Here is a 15,450-nt window from a genome sequence, read left to right as displayed (position 1 = left end):
CGCAATGCGGGCTTGAAAATGGCTGCGGGCTGAAAGGTGGTACGGCCAATGAATAACGAACAAGCCGCTCTGCTCTTCAGGTAGGGAGGGAATGTACAGGCCAAAGGTGGATACAGGCCGGGCGGAATAATGAACGAAAGGAAAACGACGTAGCTGCACGGACCTTAGGCTAGTCGCGGGCCTATCGTTCACCAACTTAACTACTCTAACTCCCGCAGCACGAAAACGTTCTAACTCTTCAGATAAATCTAACCTTTAGATAAAGAGGGAGCGGGTCGCGCGCTCCTTCCCTCCCCGCCCACCTAGCTCCGCGGGTGAAACTCGGTAATGACCTGCCGCAGATAGTCGCGGTCGAGGTGGGTGTAGATTTCGGTGGTGGTGATGCTCGCGTGACCCAGCATTTCCTGCACGGCCCGCAAATCGGCGCCGCCTTCGATGAGGTGCGTGGCGAAGGAATGCCGCAGGGTATGAGGACTGATGGTTTTGCGCAAGCCAGCTTGTTCGGCCAGCTTTTTCAGGGTGGTAAATACGGTGATGCGCGAAAGCGGCCGGCCGCGCTGGCTGAGGAAGACGAGGTCCTCAGCACCGCTTTTAATGTCCAGGTGCCCGCGCACGCCGCTGAGGTAGAAGTTGAGATGCTTCAAGGCCTCACGGCCGATGGGAACCAGGCGCTCCTTGTTGCCCTTGCCGACTACTTTCACGAAGCCCTGCTCGGCGTACATGTTCGACAGGCGCAGGTCACACAACTCGCTTACCCGCAGGCCAGACGAGTACATTACTTCCAGCAGGGCCCGCGTCCGCAGGCCTTCGTCGGTGCTCAGGTCGATGGCGGCCAGCAGCTGTTCGATTTCGGGGTAGCTGAGGGTGTCGGGCAGGTGGCGGCCGGTTTTGGGGGCTTCCAGGGTGTCGGTGGGGTCCAGCTTCAGCAGGTCTTCCATGATGAGGAAGTTGAAAAAAGCCTTGAGCCCCGACAGCGTACGGGCCTGCGAGGTGGCCCCGAGGCCCAGGCCCTGCAGGGTGGCCAGGAAGTCGCGGAGCAGGGGCGTCGTCACCTGCGTGGGCCCGACGTGCAGACGGGCCAGCACCAAAAACTGCTGGAGCTTGACGACGTCGCGCACGTAAGCCTCCACCGAATTGGGCGAAAGAGACTTTTCGAGCCGGAGGTAGCCTTGAAATTGCTGAATAGCCTGGGGCCAGGTCATGTTGAAGGATTAAAAACCAGCCAAAGAACGGCACACCGCGCTTGCCGAACCGAAGGTCGCCGGAGGCCAGCCGCTCACCGGCCCCGTTGCCCGACCATCCACGCGTAATTTACCACTGGCCCCGAGGGGCCTCGGCAAACCCGGCGTGCCGTTCTTTGGGCTTTCCACTACTTTGCATATGGACCTTCTCATCCTCAACGGCCCCAACCTGAACCTGTTGGGCCGCCGCGAGCCCGGCATCTACGGGACCCGTTCGTTCGAAAGCTTTTTCCCCGAGCTGGAAGCCGCTTTCCCCGAGCAGAAACTCACGCACTTCCAGTCGAACCACGAAGGCGCGCTGCTGGATAAGCTGCACGAGGTCGGCTTCTCGCACCACGGCATCGTGCTGAATGCGGGCGGCTACACCCACACCAGCGTGGCCCTGGCCGATGCCGTGGCCGCCATTGCCACGCCCGTAGTAGAAGTCCACCTGAGTAACCTCGCCGCCCGTGAAGACTTCCGGCAGAAAAGCCTGCTGGGGCGGCACTGCGCGGGCAGCATCAGCGGCTTCGGGCTCGAAAGCTACCGGCTGGCGGTGCAGTGGTTTGTGAACCAACAGCCCAAGCGCGTGGGGTTCCGGGTGTGACCCAGAAAAGTAGCGGATTTTTCGGGGCCGCCGGATTTCGGGGACGATTTCCCGACGAACTTTGCGGGGTGCCTTTTGTTTCTCTCGGCCGAGGTATGGTAGCCGCGGGCGCGGCGCCCGCCCCAGGGCCGGTTTGCCTGAACAAAGCGCCTACATCCGTTCCCGAAACGCCAATCCGCTAACTCCGTGGTGCCGACCTTCACTTTCAACCCTGGGCCCTCGGCCGTGTACCCCGCCGTCCGCCAGTACCTCACCGATGCCTTCGACGAAGGCTGGCTATCGGCTCCGCACCGGAGTGAGAAAGTAACCAGCCTGGTGCGCCAGACGGTGGCCGACTTCAAAAGCAAGCTCAACGTGCCGCAGGATTTCACCGTCCTGTTCACCAGTTCGGCCACCGAGTGCTGGGAGATTCTGGCCCAAAGCCTCACGGCCCGCCGCAGCTTCCACCTGTATAACGGTGACTTTGGCCTGAAATGGTTGAAGTACGCCCAGGCCCTGCGGCCGGCCAGCACCGGCCTGTCGTTTGGCGTGGATGAGGTCCCCGACGTGGCCACCCTCCCCTTCTCGGCCGACGATACCGACCTGGTTTGCATTACGCAGAACGAAACCAGTACCGCCACGCAGCTGCGCGAGGGCTTCATTCTGAACCTGTACAACCGCCTCGGAAGAGCGCTGCTGGCCGTGGACGCCACCAGCTCGCTGGCCGGCCTCAATCTTAAATACATCAAGGCCGACGTTTGGTTTGGGTCGCTGCAAAAGTGCTTCGGGCTGCCGGCCGGGCTGGGCGTACTCATTTTGTCGCCGCGGGCCGTGGCCCAGGCGCGGGTGGTGAACGACCGGGCTCACTACAATGCCCTGCCTGCCCTGCTGGCCCAGATGCTCAACTTCCAAACCAATTTCACCCCCAATGTGCTGGGCATCTACCTGCTAAGCCGGGTGCTGGCCGACCGCGAGCCGATCAAGACCGTGCACCAGCACCTGAGCGACCGCGCGCAGAAGCTGTACGATTTTTTCGAGCAGGCCACCCCTCTCCAGCCCCTCATCACCAACCCCGAAACCCGCTCCACCACCGTTATCGGGCTGAAGGGCGACGCCGGCACCATTGAAGAAATCAAGCGCAAAGCCCTCGAAGCAAGCCTGTTGCTGGGCAGCGGCTACGGTCCGCTAAAAAACACCACCATCCGCATCGCCAACTTCCCCGCCGTACCCGACGCCGCCTTTGAAGCCTTAGTGCAGTTCTTTGTCAAAGAATTTCCGCAGTAGTGGTGCCTGGTGCTTGGTTATTGGTGCTTAGTTGTTAGTGCCTAGTGCTTGGTTGTTAAGACGTTTGGCTGAGCGTAGCCAAGGCATAACGCATGCATCTGTTGCAATGACATATGTTTACCGTCCCACCGGAGCTGCTTCGGCTGCGCGGACGCCAGAGGAACAAAACTCCCAGCAACCAGGCACCAAGCACCAACAACCAAGCACCAAAATGATACATCTGTTTACCGATGGGTCGGCCCGTGGCAACCCTGGTCCCGGGGGCTACGGGGCCATCCTCCGCTACGGCCCGCACGAGAAGGAGCTGACCCAGGGCTTCCGCCTCACCACGAACAACCGCATGGAGCTGCTGGCCGTCATCGTTGGCCTTGAAGCCGTGACCCGGCCCGAACTGCCCATCCGCGTCGTATCCGACTCGAAATACGTGGTCGATGCCGTGGAGAAAAAGTGGGTGTTCGGCTGGGAGAAAAAGGCGGACTTCGGCAAGAAAGCCAACGAGGACCTGTGGCGCCGCTTCCTGAAAATTTACCGGCAGCGGCAGGTTTCTTTCCACTGGATCAAAGGCCACGCCGGCCACGCCGAGAACGAGCGTTGCGATGTGCTAGCCGTACAAAGCGCCCTGGGCAAAGGGCTGCTGATTGACGAAGGGTACGAAGCCCTGGCTAAAACGCCGCTGCTTTAGAGTGGGTGGCCCTTCATCGGGTCGAATCGAGGGCTGCTAGCAGAAGGGTTACGGCCACAAATGAAATTGCGTTTTTTTCGTGAGGGTAGCGAATTGGCGGACTTCTCGCTACAATACCACTTGGATACCCAATCAATCGGTTGTTGCGCCCCGTGCCTGCACCCTTGTTGGGAAGTGCCCAGGCTGTATTTTAACCACTTGCCAGGCGGGCGCTTAATTGGTGGCGGCACATAGGCCCAATACTAAGCCCTACATTGTCCACAGTCTTTAGCACCTCTTTATCGATGACTCCTGACCAACATACTCCTGCGGATCCGGCTTCCCGTTCCGAGCCCGATGCGCTGGCCAAACAAGTGGCCGAGCTGATCCGATTACTCCGCTCCGGAAAAAGAGCCAACATCAAATTAGCCTTGCTCTTAGCTAAAGGGCTAGGTAAACCAACTGCTTTCCAGCAGTACTTAGACGGGCTGCTTTCCCTCTACCACTTTGTTTTTGAGACCCAGTGCCAGAACCTTGATGCTACCGCCCTCACCAAGTTGCTCCAACTCACTGAGCTGGATATACAGGGGAGAAAACTTACCGCCCTGCCCCCGAACTTGGGAGAATTACACCACTTGCAATACCTGGATTGCTCCAATAACCAACTACAAGTCCTGCCCGAAAGCCTGGGACAACTACACGACTTGAAATACCTGGCTCTCGAGAACAACCAATTGCAAGCCTTGCCTAAAAGCCTGAGGCATTTACAGCAGTTGCAAAGGCTGGATTGCTACAATAACCAACTCCATGCCCTGCCCGAAAGTCTGGGACAGCTACACCATTTGCAATACCTGGATTGCTCGTCTAACCAATTACAAGCGCTGCCCGAAAGCCTGGGACAGTTACACCATTTGCAAAGGCTCTATTGTGGTGGTAATCAACTGAAAGCCCTACCCGAAAGCCTGGGGCGGTTACAAAAATTGGAACAGCTCAATTGCCCGTCTAATCAATTACAAGCCCTGCCCGAAAGCCTGGGACAGTTACACCATTTGCAAAGGCTTAATTGCTCCAATAACCAACTACAGGTTCTGCCCGAAAGTCTGGGACAGTTACAAGAATTGCAAGAGCTCTATTGTAGTAATAACCATCTGCAAACCTTACCCGAAAGCCTCGGGCAGCTACACCTCTTGCAAGGGCTCTTCTGCTCTTCCAACTACCTCCAAGCCCTGCCCGAAAGCCTAGGAAGGTTACAAAAATTGGAGCAGCTCGAGTGCGCTAATAATCAACTGAAAGCCCTGCCCGAAAGCCTGGGACAGCTACAAAATTCGCGGGAACTCCAGTGTTCTTGGAACCACCTCCAGATCTTACCCGAAAGCCTGGGACAACTACAGCATTTGAAATCGCTCTTTTGTGGTAATAACCATCTATAAGTCCTACCCGAAAGCCTGGGACAGTTACCGAACTTACAATATCTGTATTGCACTGATAATCACCTCCGAGCCTTATCCGAAAGCCTAGGACAGCTACCCCACTTAAAAGGGCTCGATTGTGGTCATAACCACCTCCAAGCCCTACCCGAAAGCCTGGGACAGCTACGCGACTTGGACTGGCTCATCTGCGCTCATAATCACCTACAAACTTTACCCGAAAGCTTAGCTGCCTTGCCCAATCTTACCAAGCTGGATGCCCGTCACAATCCGCTCACGCATCTTCCACAAGCCTTACGCCACAAGCCCGGATTAGAATTACTGGTAGATTAGCCACAGGAATAAGTTGCTTATATAAAGAGTGGCCGCGGCAGGAGTTGGTGGCTATTTTACGGTTGCGCCATTGGGCCCCTGTTTTTGGTTGATGCAGTGGCGAATCGTTACCGTTTGCAGGCTTGCCGACTATGTTTAGATAGCGGCCCGTATTGCCGCCGTTGTACGGGCCGCCGTAGAGCACTGGTCCCGTAAGTTCGGGCAAAACTCAAGCCCTGAAAATACACCCTCACGGAACTATCTAGGCCCGGCATGCCCAACAACTACTTCCAGTTCCAGCAGTTCCGCATCGAGCAGGGCGCGTGCGCCATGAAAGTCAGTACCGATGCCTGCCTGCTGGGGGCGGCTGCCGACCTCACCGGCGCCACTCGCCTGCTCGATATTGGTACCGGCACCGGCCTGCTGGCCCTGATGGCCGCCCAGCGCCACCCCACCGTCGAAATTGAGGCCCTTGAGATTGATGCCGCGGCTGCCGCTCAGGCGGCGGCCAACGCGGCGGCTAGTCCGTGGGGCGGCCGGATTCGCGTGTGGGCGCTAAGTTTAGCGGAGTACGTGGCCGGGCGGCCGGCACCCCTGGCGGAGACGGCCCCGGGGTTCAGCCACATCGTTTGTAATCCGCCCTTCTTCCGGCATTCGTTGCGCTCGCCTGATGCCCGACGCACCACTGCCCGGCACGAGGCCGCCGATACGCTTACTTTCGACGCCCTGGCGGGGGCCGCGGCCACGATGCTAGCGCCGGGCGGCCTGCTGACCATGTTGCTGCCGCCGCTGGAAATGCGAGCATTTGAGCAGGTGGCTGCCGCGGTGGGCCTGCATCCGGCCACGCGCCTGGTGGTGCGGCACCGGCCCGGCAGCCGGCCGCTGCGGCACATTACCGGGTTCCGGTCCGCCCTGGGCGCAACCCACGAAACGGAGCTGAGCATTCGAACGGCCGAGGATGACGCCCTTTATTCGGCGGACTTCCGGGCCCTGTTGGCAGGGTTTTATTTGGATTTGTAGTGCGAAGACAAGAACGATATCCGCCTGGCACTAGGTCGGGCGCTGCAGACGGACGCAGGCCTCTTGCGGGGTAATGACCTGGTCCGTAACCTTCCAGCGCATCCGTTTTTCGGCCCCATTCTGCAGCCTGTTCAGTGACGATTAAGTGTCATCTTTTCAACCCGCAGAAAGCAACAGGACAATTAAAACATTACTGGGCGGACGCTAGGGCTGGCCACCGCCGCCCATGGCCCCGTACACCTGACCGGTAGCGTAGCTAGCGTCATTGGCAGCCAGTTGCACGTAGATGGAGGCCAGTTCGACGGGCTGCCCGGGCCGGCCCATGGGCGTATCCCCGCCAAATTTTTTGAGCTTTTCCGGGGTTGCGCCGCCGCTCACCTGCAAGGGCGTCCAGATGGGGCCCGGGGCCACGCCGTTCACACGGATACCTTTGGGTGCGAGTTGCTTAGCCAGAGAGCGGACGAAGTTCGTGGTGGCCGCCTTGGTCTGGGCGTAGTCATACAGGTCGGCGGAGGGGTCGGTGGCTTGCTCGGAGGTGGTACCGATGATGGCTGCCCCGGGCGGCAGATGGGGCAGGGCCGCTTTTATAAGCCAGAAGGGCGCGTAGATATTGGTTTTCATCGTGGCGTCAAAGTCCTCGGTGGAGAGGTCGAGGATGGATTGCCGCTGCTGCTGCCGGGCCGCGTTGCTCACCAGGATGTCCAACCCGCCCAGGCCGCGCACGGTGTCGTCGATGAGCTTCCGGCAAAAGGCCTCGTCACGCAAATCCCCGGGCAAGGCCAAGGCCTGGCGACCTTCTTTCTTAATTAAGGCAATGACTTCCCGGGCGTCCGCCTCTTCGGCCGGCAGGTAGTTGATGGCCACGTCGGCGCCTTCCCGCGCGTAGGCAATGGCGGCGGCGCGGCCCATGCCGGAGTCGCCGCCGGTAATCAGGGCTTTGCGTCCTTTCAACCGGCCCGATCCCTTATAGCTTTTCTCACCGTGGTCGGGCACGGGGTCCATCTGTCCAGCCAAACCCGGCCAGGGCTGCGACTGGCTTTTGAACGGCGGTTTCGGGTATTTTTCGGAGGGGTTTTCCAATTTTTCAAGGGTGTCTGCATCGCTGGGGGCGGCCATTCCCGGTATGGGGAAGGAAGGGGCAACGGCAGCAGCGGCTAAGCTCGCTCCTAAGCCGCCAATCACCCGGCGCCGACTAAGTTGGGTTTTCTCTGTCATGGTAATGTGCTTAATGGTTAGGATAGGATGGAGCCGGGGGCGGCAGTTCCGGGGTGACCGTTTCCGGGCCTGTTACCGAATAAGAGCCCGCCTTCACTGGTTGAGCCGGTGCATTTGCGGAATCATCTCCGATAGGCTACGGGCGGAGCATGGGCAATAGGCGGCGAACACAGCTAAGAGCCGGGTAAAGTGGCAATGCGCGGAAGTGAAAAGAAAACGACAGACCTGGTTAAACTGCCAGGGGCGGGCAGCAAGCTTCTGTGCAGCGGCGGCAGGCGGCGCACTACTGGCCGTGGTCCATCTGGTGCCGGGCGCATTCCTCGCCGCAAGCGCGGCGGATTTCGGCACAGTCGTGGTCGGATGAGTGCAACGGGCCGTCATCTTTACGTCGTCTTCCGGCAAGCAGGCCGAAGCGCAGTATTGGCAGGCGACCACGCAGGCGGCCAGGGTTGGGAGAAAGAGTGGTTTTGCGGAGCCATGGTGGGGTGTTTTAGCAGATTTCGGCACTTGGTTTAGTGTAATACCCACATCATGCCGAAAGGGTTGTTAGGGCCGAGATTGATCTACGCCCCAGTGTGGAAGTAGGAATACGCTCAGAACCTTAACCAGAGTCTGGTAATACGCGAGGCTGTCGCACCTTCCCGTTGTTTCCTGCTTCGCATTTGATCATGCCCGACGAACGACTGAAGCACTTCAGGCCTGCGAACCAGTATTTTTTGGGGTTGGCGCTATTCTGGGCGCCAGCACTTCCACCATCATCGGTAAGGTGGCGCTACACCGGCACCAGCATAAGTGGATTTCGGTCCACCAGCAGCGCCCCCCCGAAGCGAAGCTGATTATTTAAACGGCCAATGAGACACTTTATTTGGTGGCTTTCCGAGCGGCTGGCGGGGCTTTATTTGGATTGGTAGCGCAACGGCAAGAGCGGTATTGGCCTACACCAATTCATCCAGCAGCCCCAGCTTTTCGCGGTGCAGGCTGTCGAGCAAGTCCTTTTCAAGGCGGCCAAAGTCGGCTGCCGGGTAATGGCGCTGCACCCGCCCCCCCACCAGCACGGTTATTTCATCGGCCGTTTCGGTCAGGGCCCCCAGGATGTGCGAGGTCAGCAGAATGCCGGTCCCCCGGTCGCGCAGCCGCCGCAGGATTTCTTTCAGCAGCAGGTTCGCCTCCAGGTCGAGGCCGTTGAACGGCTCATCCAGAATCAGGTAGTCGAAGTTCTGGACCAGTAAGGCCAGCAGGGCGAGCTTCTTGCGCATACCCGCCGAGTACTCCTCGGCATACTGGTCGAGTGGCAGCTCGAGTAGGCGGTTCCAGGCGGCAAAATCCGTCAGCGGGCGGCGGCGGGCTTGCAGGCAAAACTCCAGGTACTCGCGGCCGGTGAGGCGCGGGTAGAAATATGGTTCGTAGGGCAGCAGGCCGGTATGGTCGCGCAGGGGGCGGCCCGTGGTGTCGCGCACGGTGCCGCCAAACTCCGCTTCCAGCCCATACAGACAATTGAGCAGGGTTGTTTTGCCCGCCCCATTGGCTCCCACCAAGCCGTGAATCGTGCCGGGCCGCAGTGTCAGGCTTACGTCGTGGAGCACCACGTGGGGGCCGTAGGCTTTGCGTAGGTTAGTAATTTCAAGCATTCTAATAACGCCACCTTTTAGCTGGAGCTTTGATTGAACTAAATAATCAATGGGTAACAACAATTACCATTGGCATCAAAGTCACCCGTTTTCCTCCGACGCTAGAAGCATGTATTAATGGTATTGCGACTGATATTGAATAACTCACTGGCTTCGTAGCGCTTTATCCCATTGCGTTCAACTCCCAAGCACTTTCAGTCGCAAATTATAATTGCAAGAGCAGGTCATAAAAATATAAAAACCAATCACTTCTTCATCAAAAACTCCCTAATTCTTCTAAATTCACAATGGTAACTGTTCCATCTTCTCCACCTGAAATCATTCTTTTGCCATCGTTCGTGAAAACTATCGATTCAACTTGCCCTATATGGGTAAAATCAGAAAAAATAGTTCTTTTACATTCCAATGATTCGAGAGCGATTCTACCATTCACATAACCCGTAGCCAAGTAATTACTACTGGGATGAAAAGCAATTGCAGAACAGTTATCACTAGGCGATTCAAAGTTTTCTTGAGCTATTAACTCTTGAGTTTTTAGCGACCAAACAAATCTTTTTCGTTCGTCGGATTCATTTTTAGATTCTTCACCCCTTATTGCTAAATAGTTAGTATCTAATGACCAGCTTATCTCCGACCCTGCAAAAGGAGCCTGAAGGATAGTGTGGAGTAAAGCGCTCGTCTCGATATCGTAAACCAATATTTTTTGACTACCAGTGCGGATTACGGCTACTTTTTCTCCATCAGCAGATATATCTGCAGCACTATAAAAATAAGTCCAGTCTCGATAATCGGATTCGTGTCCTGGTAATTGCCAAACTTGTTCTTTTTTCAGAACATCCCACACTTGAACTGTTTGGTCTGACCCTCCATAAAAAACGACCCGACTTTCCATGCTAGTTTTGACTAGCCCCCCTATATCTCTAAAGGGGATAGTTGCTACTATTTCCTTAGCTCGACAATCATACAGCTGGATTCCTTCATAAACATGGTAAATCAGGAGCGGACTACGATTGATAAAATTTAGTTTAGTGCCTGGTCGTTCACCTGTCAGGTTTATTGTCGCTAGATGCTGCCCATTATTAATTGATAGGAGACTGATTTTGGGCTGATCTGGAATATCAACATCATTTCTAACAGCCAAGAATGTCTCATAGCTATCAAAATCATGGCTTAACGCTAAATACTCTCCGTCACAACTCACAGCCATCTGAAGGACAGGTGAATCAAATGTTAGTTGCCGTATCAATTTATCGGCCATAATAGAAGTGATTTATTTTTACAAAAAAGATCGTATACATTTGTATTTCAATCCACAAAGCTTCAAAGCCAACCCTTTATGCACAGTATACGGAACAGAAATATAATAAATAGAGGGATTATTCCTCATCTTCCATCACCCAAATGAGGTTTTAAGCATACTGTCAAAATAAGCATAGAGCCTTGGTTAAAGTAAATGAGTTGGTTAAATTAAAAGTCAGCAGGCTAGCAACCATTACAAAGGAAGCAAAAATTACTACTCCCAAGATCAGGCTTCACGCCCCGAGCACCGCGCGAAGCCGCCGCTGGCTCTGCCAGATGAGTCCCCCAACGGCCACCAGCAACAACGCCGGGTACATTGGGTGCCCAGGCATTACCAGGGCCACGCCCACTACTAACCCTTGGGTGGTTCGAATGTGCAGGGCATTGGGGTAAAAAGCATATTTGGTTAAGATGATAAGCGCTACCAGCCCGAGCCAAACCAATCCCACGCCCAGCGCGCCCCCGGCTCCCACCGGGCCCACGGCCAGCAGCCAGCACAATGGAGCGGCAGTAAGCGCCGCGTACCCCACCCCCAGCCCCAGCCGCCGACGCAGAAATTGCTGGGGAGTGCGCGCCGCCAAGGCCATCATGGGCAGCGGCTCGGGTATCCTATAGCAGCTCAGCACCACCAGCAGCCACCCCGCCAGGGCCAAGATGGGCCCCAGCGGTGATTCGTGCTGCCATACCGCCCCGGCCAGCAGGGCCACCCAAAGCCATCCGCCACCCCGCCGCAGGCCACTTACCCACTCGAATGCCTCGCTGCGAAACGCGCTCCGCCCCCGGTATTGCGGGCTTCGGCCTTCGCGGGCGGGCGGCAGCCAGGCCACTGCCGGTGCCAGCCCCAGCGTGAGGGCCGCCGCGCCCCAATCGTTGAAGAGCACTAGTATTCCCGCCAAAGGCAGCGCGCCCAAGGCGTACTCTACTGCCAACCACCGCCGATGGCCCGGCGCGCTGATGGCCAGAAAGCGTAAGTCGGAGCGCTGCCGGTGCGCCGCGGCCAGCCACAGCCCAAAGCCCACGGGCAGCGCCCATTGCCCCTGCGGATGAGGAGCCACCACTACGAGCAGCCGGCCAAGGGCCGCGACCAGCACCGGCGCCAGGATTGCCAGGCGCAGCCAACCTATTTCGCGCACCAGGCGTCCTAAAAGGCGTAGGCGCAGGTTCAAGTAGGCGCAGGTTGCTGGCATGTGGCGACCCAATAAGCTGGTTTATAATATGTTTGCCTTAGCTACTCCAACGATTGCTGCGCTAGGATGGAGAACCTAGAGTGGAGAACGTCTTCTTTTTTAACCCCAGCCAGCTCCTTTCCTCAGTCTAAGCTCTAAGTTCTAAGGCTAAATCAAACAGCTTTTTAGGGTTCTATTGTAGTCATATACTGTATAGTTAATGAGTACTAGACTCCATTATTTAATTTTCACTTTGGTGATCCTGCTAGAAAGCTTTTCTGTACTTATGCCAATCTCATCGCCAAAGTTAAAAATTTGTAAGTTGTCATTCGGTTCAAATACTAGCTCAATTCCATATAGCAAAATCTCGTATTCAAGTAAGATATTAATCTGTTCAATCTTCTTGCCGAGGAGTTTATTGATATCTTCCTGACAATTGGCTTTCCATTTCAATGGGATTTCACATCCTGCTCCGTACCAATCCAATGGTTGGCTTATATCAATTCGGTCCGCCGTTAGACCAAACAGATCTTTATAGGCAGTCAATTCATAGTGGTAAGAACCTATTTCTAATATTACTGGCCCCTCACTCCACCATTTATCAGCTTTGGTCTCCCACATCAGCCAATAGCTATTTAATCTTTGATCGATCAATTTTGACAATACTTCCTTATGGTCCCTGATCAGCAAACCTGCCTCATTATAAAAGTCGGGTTTGTAATTTGGAATACCGAGCATATTTTATCTAGTTAAACAGATAACCGGTTTTAAAAAATCATTATACTCCTGCCATTTTTTTGTTGTTTTTACTTCATTATACTATAGGCACAGCCAGCCTGCTTCGCGCGACAAACGTCCCAAAAGGCGTCGGCGCAGGTTTAGGTGAGTGCCGGTTGCTGGCATGTGGTGGCCCAACGAATTGGTTTAGGGTTCTATTGCGGCGGGGCCACCGGCTGCTCTTCTTCGTTGAAGCGGATGCTGTACTCGGTCGCCAGCTCCTCAAGGATGGACTCGTACAGCGCGGCATCCAGGGGCAGCAGCACTCCACGGGTCGTGACCTGCCCCCGGGCCAGCCGGCGCACGGCCATGCCCAGGGGCAGGCCGACGGTTTTAGCCATGCCGGTGTGGGTAGCATCATCCCCCACCACGGCCAGCGACGAAGTAAGCCGATGGGCCTGCCCCGCCAGCTCAAACTCGAACTGGTGCTGCATCACAATCAGGTCATGGTCGTGGGCCTGGAGCTGCCATTTTTCGCTCAGCAGGCGTTCGAGCAGCTGAGCGGGGGTCGCGTTGGCGTGGCCCACGGGCCGGTCCGAGAACAACCCCAGCCAGCGCAGGCGGCCCATTTCTTCGCCCGTGGGGTTGAGCCCCAGGTAGGTGGCCAGGCGCAGCGATAAGTCCAGGTGCGGAATGAGCGAAGCCGGCAGGTACGCCTCAATGAGCTCAGCCCAGGTCATGGTCTCGGCGTTGCCCAGGTTCACGGAGTCGTCCGTGAGGCCCAGACGCACCAGGGCGTGCCAGGCCGCGCAGTAACCGGGCCGGCGCAACGTGCCGCGCAGGATGGTCGGGATATCGTCGAGGCCGTAGGGGGCGCAGTAGCTGAGCGAGTCGCGGTTGGCGTAGCCCTCGTACTCGCCATAGTCGGGCACGGCCAGGGTTTCGGTACGAGCAAATAGCTGCTGGTAAGGAATGAATCGCGGGTGGCCGTTTTCGAGGTACTTGGCGGTGCTCTGTCCGGCCAGCACCACGTTGCGCGGGTTCCAGGTGAACTTGTACTTCCACGGATTATCAGCTTCCGCCGCCGGGGCCAGCAGCCCGCCGCAGTACGACTTAAAGGAAGTAAGCCGCCCGCCCCGGGCCCGAATGTGCTCGATAGCCCGCATGGCCGACATATGATCCAGCCCCGGGTCGAGGCCGCACTCCATCAGCAGCGTCACGCCGGCCGCGGCGGCCGCAGCGTGCAGGGCCCGAATTTCCGGGCTCACGTAGCTGGCCGTGGCCAGGTGCCGCCCGTGCCGCACGCAGGCCCCCGCCACCACCGGGTGCAGCAGCGCCGGCAGCATGGAAATAACGATATCCGCTTGCCCGATCAGTTCATCCAGCAAACCCTCGTCCTCCGCGTTGAAGGGCACCGCCCGGGCGTACTCCGAATGGGCCGCCAGCACCGGGGCCAGATGAGCCGGATTAGCATCAGCTACGGTCAGAAACCACTGTTCGGCAGGCGCGTGGCGCAGCAGGTACTGAATAAGCGACGAGGCCGAGCGGCCCGCGCCGAGCAATAATAAACGGGAAGTCATGCGGCAAAAGTACACGTCCCGGGCAGTGCTCCGCGCTTCGTTCCGCATTAAGCGCCGCGTCATTACCTTCGCCGCCTGCTTACCCCAGCCCCATGGCCCGTACTTCCCGCCAGCAGCTCATCTCCTACGAAGAGCTGGATTCCGTCAACGACCTCACTCCTGCCGAACAGGTGGCCTGGGCCGCCGCCCGCGACGCCACCCAGCACGCCTACGCCCCCTACTCTGGTTTTCACGTGGGGGCCGCGCTGCTGCTGGCCGATGGCACCGTGTTCCGCGGCACCAACCAAGAGAATGCCGCCTATCCCTCGGGCCTCTGCGCCGAGCGCACGGCCTTGTTTGGGCTGGCGGCCAACCAGCCCGGCCACCCGCTCATCGTGGGCATGGCAATAGCCGCCCGGCCGGCCCGCGGGGAGTTCGGCGCGGCTTTTCCCTGCGGCGCCTGCCGCCAGGTAATGCTGGAAAGCGAAGTCCGGCAAGGCCAAGCCATTCCGCTCCTGCTGCCGGGCCGCACTGGCACCATCCTCCGCTTCCGCTCGCTGGCCGAGCTCCTGCCGTTCAACTTCTCGGCCGACGACCTGCCCCCGAGGTAGGCTTGGCACTCATAACTATCCGGCAATAACCCCTCACTCAATTATGGAACGCCATCTAGCCGTCACCCGCTCGGCCCGCTACTACCAGCTGGGCGAATTATCGGCGGCCACTAAGCGGGTTTGGTTTGTATGCCACGGCTATGGGCAGCTGGCGGCCTACTTCTCCCGCCACTTCGCTTTTCTGGCCGAAGCCGACCCGGCCACGGTCGTCATCGCGCCCGAGGGCCTCTCCCGCTTTTACCTCAGCGGCAACAGCGGCCGCGTCGGGGCCAGCTGGATGACCCGCGACGACCGGCTGCACGAAATTGCGGACCACGTCGGCTTCCTCAATCAGTTAGCCGACCAAGTACTGGATGAATGCCTGGCCGACGTCCGCATCACGGTATTGGGCTTCTCGCAGGGCACGGCTACCGTTGGCCGCTGGCTGGCCCAGGCCCACTTCCGGCCCGCTCACCTCATCCTGTGGGCCGGCGGATTTCCCGAGGACCTCACGCCCACCCAGGCCAGCAACCTGCTGCACGGGCTTCCGCTGACCATCGTCGTGGGCACCAACGATGAATTTATCCCGGCCGCCCAGGTAACCGAGCAACAGCAGCGGCTGCAAGCGCTTGGCAGTTCTCCCCAGCTCATCCGTTTCGAGGGCAAGCACGAGCTCAACCGCGCCGTGCTAGAGGAACTGGCGGCCCAAGGGCATATCTAGAGCGGTTTGCTGGGCCATATCCCGGTTATCTTCCCTGTCCGGCAG

The 15,450-nt window shown here is 57.8% G+C and carries 15 protein-coding genes; 8 read left to right on the top strand and 7 right to left on the bottom strand.

Annotation, left to right across the window (positions count from 1 at the left end; all coding sequences use genetic code 11):
• Positions 1–302 precede the first annotated feature (302 nt).
• A complete protein-coding gene (xerD, locus tag IC235_RS07830; RefSeq protein WP_191004619.1) occupies positions 303–1,202 on the bottom strand; it encodes a site-specific tyrosine recombinase XerD in 900 nt (299 codons plus the stop codon).
• A 178-nt stretch (positions 1,203–1,380) separates the two neighbouring features.
• Between xerD and aroQ the strand changes: the two genes are divergently transcribed.
• The 6 genes from aroQ (at position 1,381) to IC235_RS07800 (ending at position 6,510) form a co-directional block, all read left to right on the top strand.
• Positions 1,381–1,827: a type II 3-dehydroquinate dehydratase gene (aroQ, locus tag IC235_RS07825; RefSeq protein ID WP_191004618.1), complete on the top strand. Its 447-nt coding sequence runs from the start codon at positions 1,381–1,383 to the stop codon at positions 1,825–1,827.
• Positions 1,828–2,016: 189 nt separating this feature from the next.
• Complete coding sequence (locus IC235_RS07820; protein WP_191004617.1) at positions 2,017–3,090, top strand: aminotransferase class V-fold PLP-dependent enzyme; 1,074 nt, start codon at positions 2,017–2,019, stop codon at positions 3,088–3,090.
• 211 nt (positions 3,091–3,301) lie between these two features.
• Positions 3,302–3,772: a ribonuclease HI gene (gene rnhA, locus IC235_RS07815; RefSeq protein ID WP_191004616.1), complete on the top strand. Its 471-nt coding sequence runs from the start codon at positions 3,302–3,304 to the stop codon at positions 3,770–3,772.
• A 284-nt stretch (positions 3,773–4,056) separates the two neighbouring features.
• Positions 4,057–5,181, top strand: coding sequence for a leucine-rich repeat domain-containing protein (locus IC235_RS07810; RefSeq protein WP_191004615.1), 1,125 nt, complete (start codon positions 4,057–4,059; stop codon positions 5,179–5,181).
• Positions 5,182–5,196: 15 nt separating this feature from the next.
• A complete protein-coding gene (locus IC235_RS22790) occupies positions 5,197–5,511 on the top strand; it encodes a leucine-rich repeat domain-containing protein (protein ID WP_191004780.1) in 315 nt (104 codons plus the stop codon).
• 252 nt (positions 5,512–5,763) lie between these two features.
• Positions 5,764–6,510, top strand: a complete 747-nt coding sequence (locus IC235_RS07800; RefSeq protein WP_191004614.1) for a tRNA1(Val) (adenine(37)-N6)-methyltransferase — start codon at positions 5,764–5,766, stop codon at positions 6,508–6,510.
• 204 nt (positions 6,511–6,714) lie between these two features.
• On the opposite strand, the gene IC235_RS07795 is transcribed toward IC235_RS07800, so the two are convergent.
• The 6 genes from IC235_RS07795 to IC235_RS07770 all read right to left on the bottom strand — a co-directional run bounded on the left by IC235_RS07795 (position 6,715) and on the right by IC235_RS07770 (position 14,115).
• Positions 6,715–7,626 carry an SDR family oxidoreductase gene (locus IC235_RS07795; RefSeq protein WP_223847148.1) on the bottom strand — a complete coding sequence of 304 codons (912 nt, stop codon included), beginning with the start codon at positions 7,624–7,626 and terminating at the stop codon, positions 6,715–6,717.
• A gap of 1,034 nt (positions 7,627–8,660) precedes the next feature.
• Positions 8,661–9,353 carry an ATP-binding cassette domain-containing protein gene (locus IC235_RS07790; protein WP_191004612.1) on the bottom strand — a complete coding sequence of 231 codons (693 nt, stop codon included), beginning with the start codon at positions 9,351–9,353 and terminating at the stop codon, positions 8,661–8,663.
• 256 nt (positions 9,354–9,609) lie between these two features.
• Positions 9,610–10,611 carry a WD40 repeat domain-containing protein gene (locus tag IC235_RS07785; protein ID WP_191004611.1) on the bottom strand — a complete coding sequence of 334 codons (1,002 nt, stop codon included), beginning with the start codon at positions 10,609–10,611 and terminating at the stop codon, positions 9,610–9,612.
• Positions 10,612–10,885: 274 nt separating this feature from the next.
• Positions 10,886–11,839, bottom strand: coding sequence for a hypothetical protein (locus IC235_RS07780; RefSeq protein WP_191004610.1), 954 nt, complete (start codon positions 11,837–11,839; stop codon positions 10,886–10,888).
• A gap of 216 nt (positions 11,840–12,055) precedes the next feature.
• The gene (locus IC235_RS07775; protein WP_191004609.1) at positions 12,056–12,556 is read right to left on the bottom strand and encodes a hypothetical protein; all 501 of its coding nucleotides are present in this window, start codon (positions 12,554–12,556) and stop codon (positions 12,056–12,058) included.
• A gap of 194 nt (positions 12,557–12,750) precedes the next feature.
• A complete protein-coding gene (locus tag IC235_RS07770; protein ID WP_191004608.1) occupies positions 12,751–14,115 on the bottom strand; it encodes a saccharopine dehydrogenase C-terminal domain-containing protein in 1,365 nt (454 codons plus the stop codon).
• 92 nt (positions 14,116–14,207) lie between these two features.
• On the opposite strand from IC235_RS07770, the gene IC235_RS07765 reads away from it, so the two are divergent.
• Positions 14,208–14,705, top strand: coding sequence for a cytidine deaminase (locus IC235_RS07765; protein WP_191004607.1), 498 nt, complete (start codon positions 14,208–14,210; stop codon positions 14,703–14,705).
• A gap of 43 nt (positions 14,706–14,748) precedes the next feature.
• A complete protein-coding gene (locus IC235_RS07760; protein ID WP_191004606.1) occupies positions 14,749–15,405 on the top strand; it encodes an alpha/beta hydrolase in 657 nt (218 codons plus the stop codon).
• Positions 15,406–15,450: the final 45 nt, after the last annotated feature.

The organism is Hymenobacter montanus (assembly GCF_014699115.1).
Classification (GTDB): Bacteria; Bacteroidota; Bacteroidia; order Cytophagales; family Hymenobacteraceae; genus Hymenobacter; species Hymenobacter montanus.
The sequence above is the reverse complement of the archived record's forward strand: the minus strand, read 5'-3'. Positions and strand labels throughout refer to the sequence as shown.

Bases quoted from the DNA above. Each gene is read 5' to 3' on its own strand.
- xerD (WP_191004619.1), bottom strand. From the start codon at position 1,202: ATGACCTGGCCCCAGGCTATTCAGCAATTTCAAGGCTACCTCCGGCTC.
- aroQ (WP_191004618.1), top strand. From the start codon at position 1,381: ATGGACCTTCTCATCCTCAACGGCCCCAACCTGAACCTGTTGGGCCGC.
- rnhA (WP_191004616.1), top strand. From the start codon at position 3,302: ATGATACATCTGTTTACCGATGGGTCGGCCCGTGGCAACCCTGGTCCC.
- IC235_RS07810 (WP_191004615.1), top strand. From the start codon at position 4,057: ATGACTCCTGACCAACATACTCCTGCGGATCCGGCTTCCCGTTCCGAG.
- IC235_RS07800 (WP_191004614.1), top strand. From the start codon at position 5,764: ATGCCCAACAACTACTTCCAGTTCCAGCAGTTCCGCATCGAGCAGGGC.
- IC235_RS07795 (WP_223847148.1), bottom strand. From the start codon at position 7,626: ATGGCCGCCCCCAGCGATGCAGACACCCTTGAAAAATTGGAAAACCCC.
- IC235_RS07790 (WP_191004612.1), bottom strand. From the start codon at position 9,353: ATGCTTGAAATTACTAACCTACGCAAAGCCTACGGCCCCCACGTGGTG.
- IC235_RS07785 (WP_191004611.1), bottom strand. From the start codon at position 10,611: ATGGCCGATAAATTGATACGGCAACTAACATTTGATTCACCTGTCCTT.
- IC235_RS07780 (WP_191004610.1), bottom strand. From the start codon at position 11,839: ATGCCAGCAACCTGCGCCTACTTGAACCTGCGCCTACGCCTTTTAGGA.
- IC235_RS07775 (WP_191004609.1), bottom strand. From the start codon at position 12,556: ATGCTCGGTATTCCAAATTACAAACCCGACTTTTATAATGAGGCAGGT.
- IC235_RS07770 (WP_191004608.1), bottom strand. From the start codon at position 14,115: ATGACTTCCCGTTTATTATTGCTCGGCGCGGGCCGCTCGGCCTCGTCG.
- IC235_RS07765 (WP_191004607.1), top strand. From the start codon at position 14,208: ATGGCCCGTACTTCCCGCCAGCAGCTCATCTCCTACGAAGAGCTGGAT.
- IC235_RS07760 (WP_191004606.1), top strand. From the start codon at position 14,749: ATGGAACGCCATCTAGCCGTCACCCGCTCGGCCCGCTACTACCAGCTG.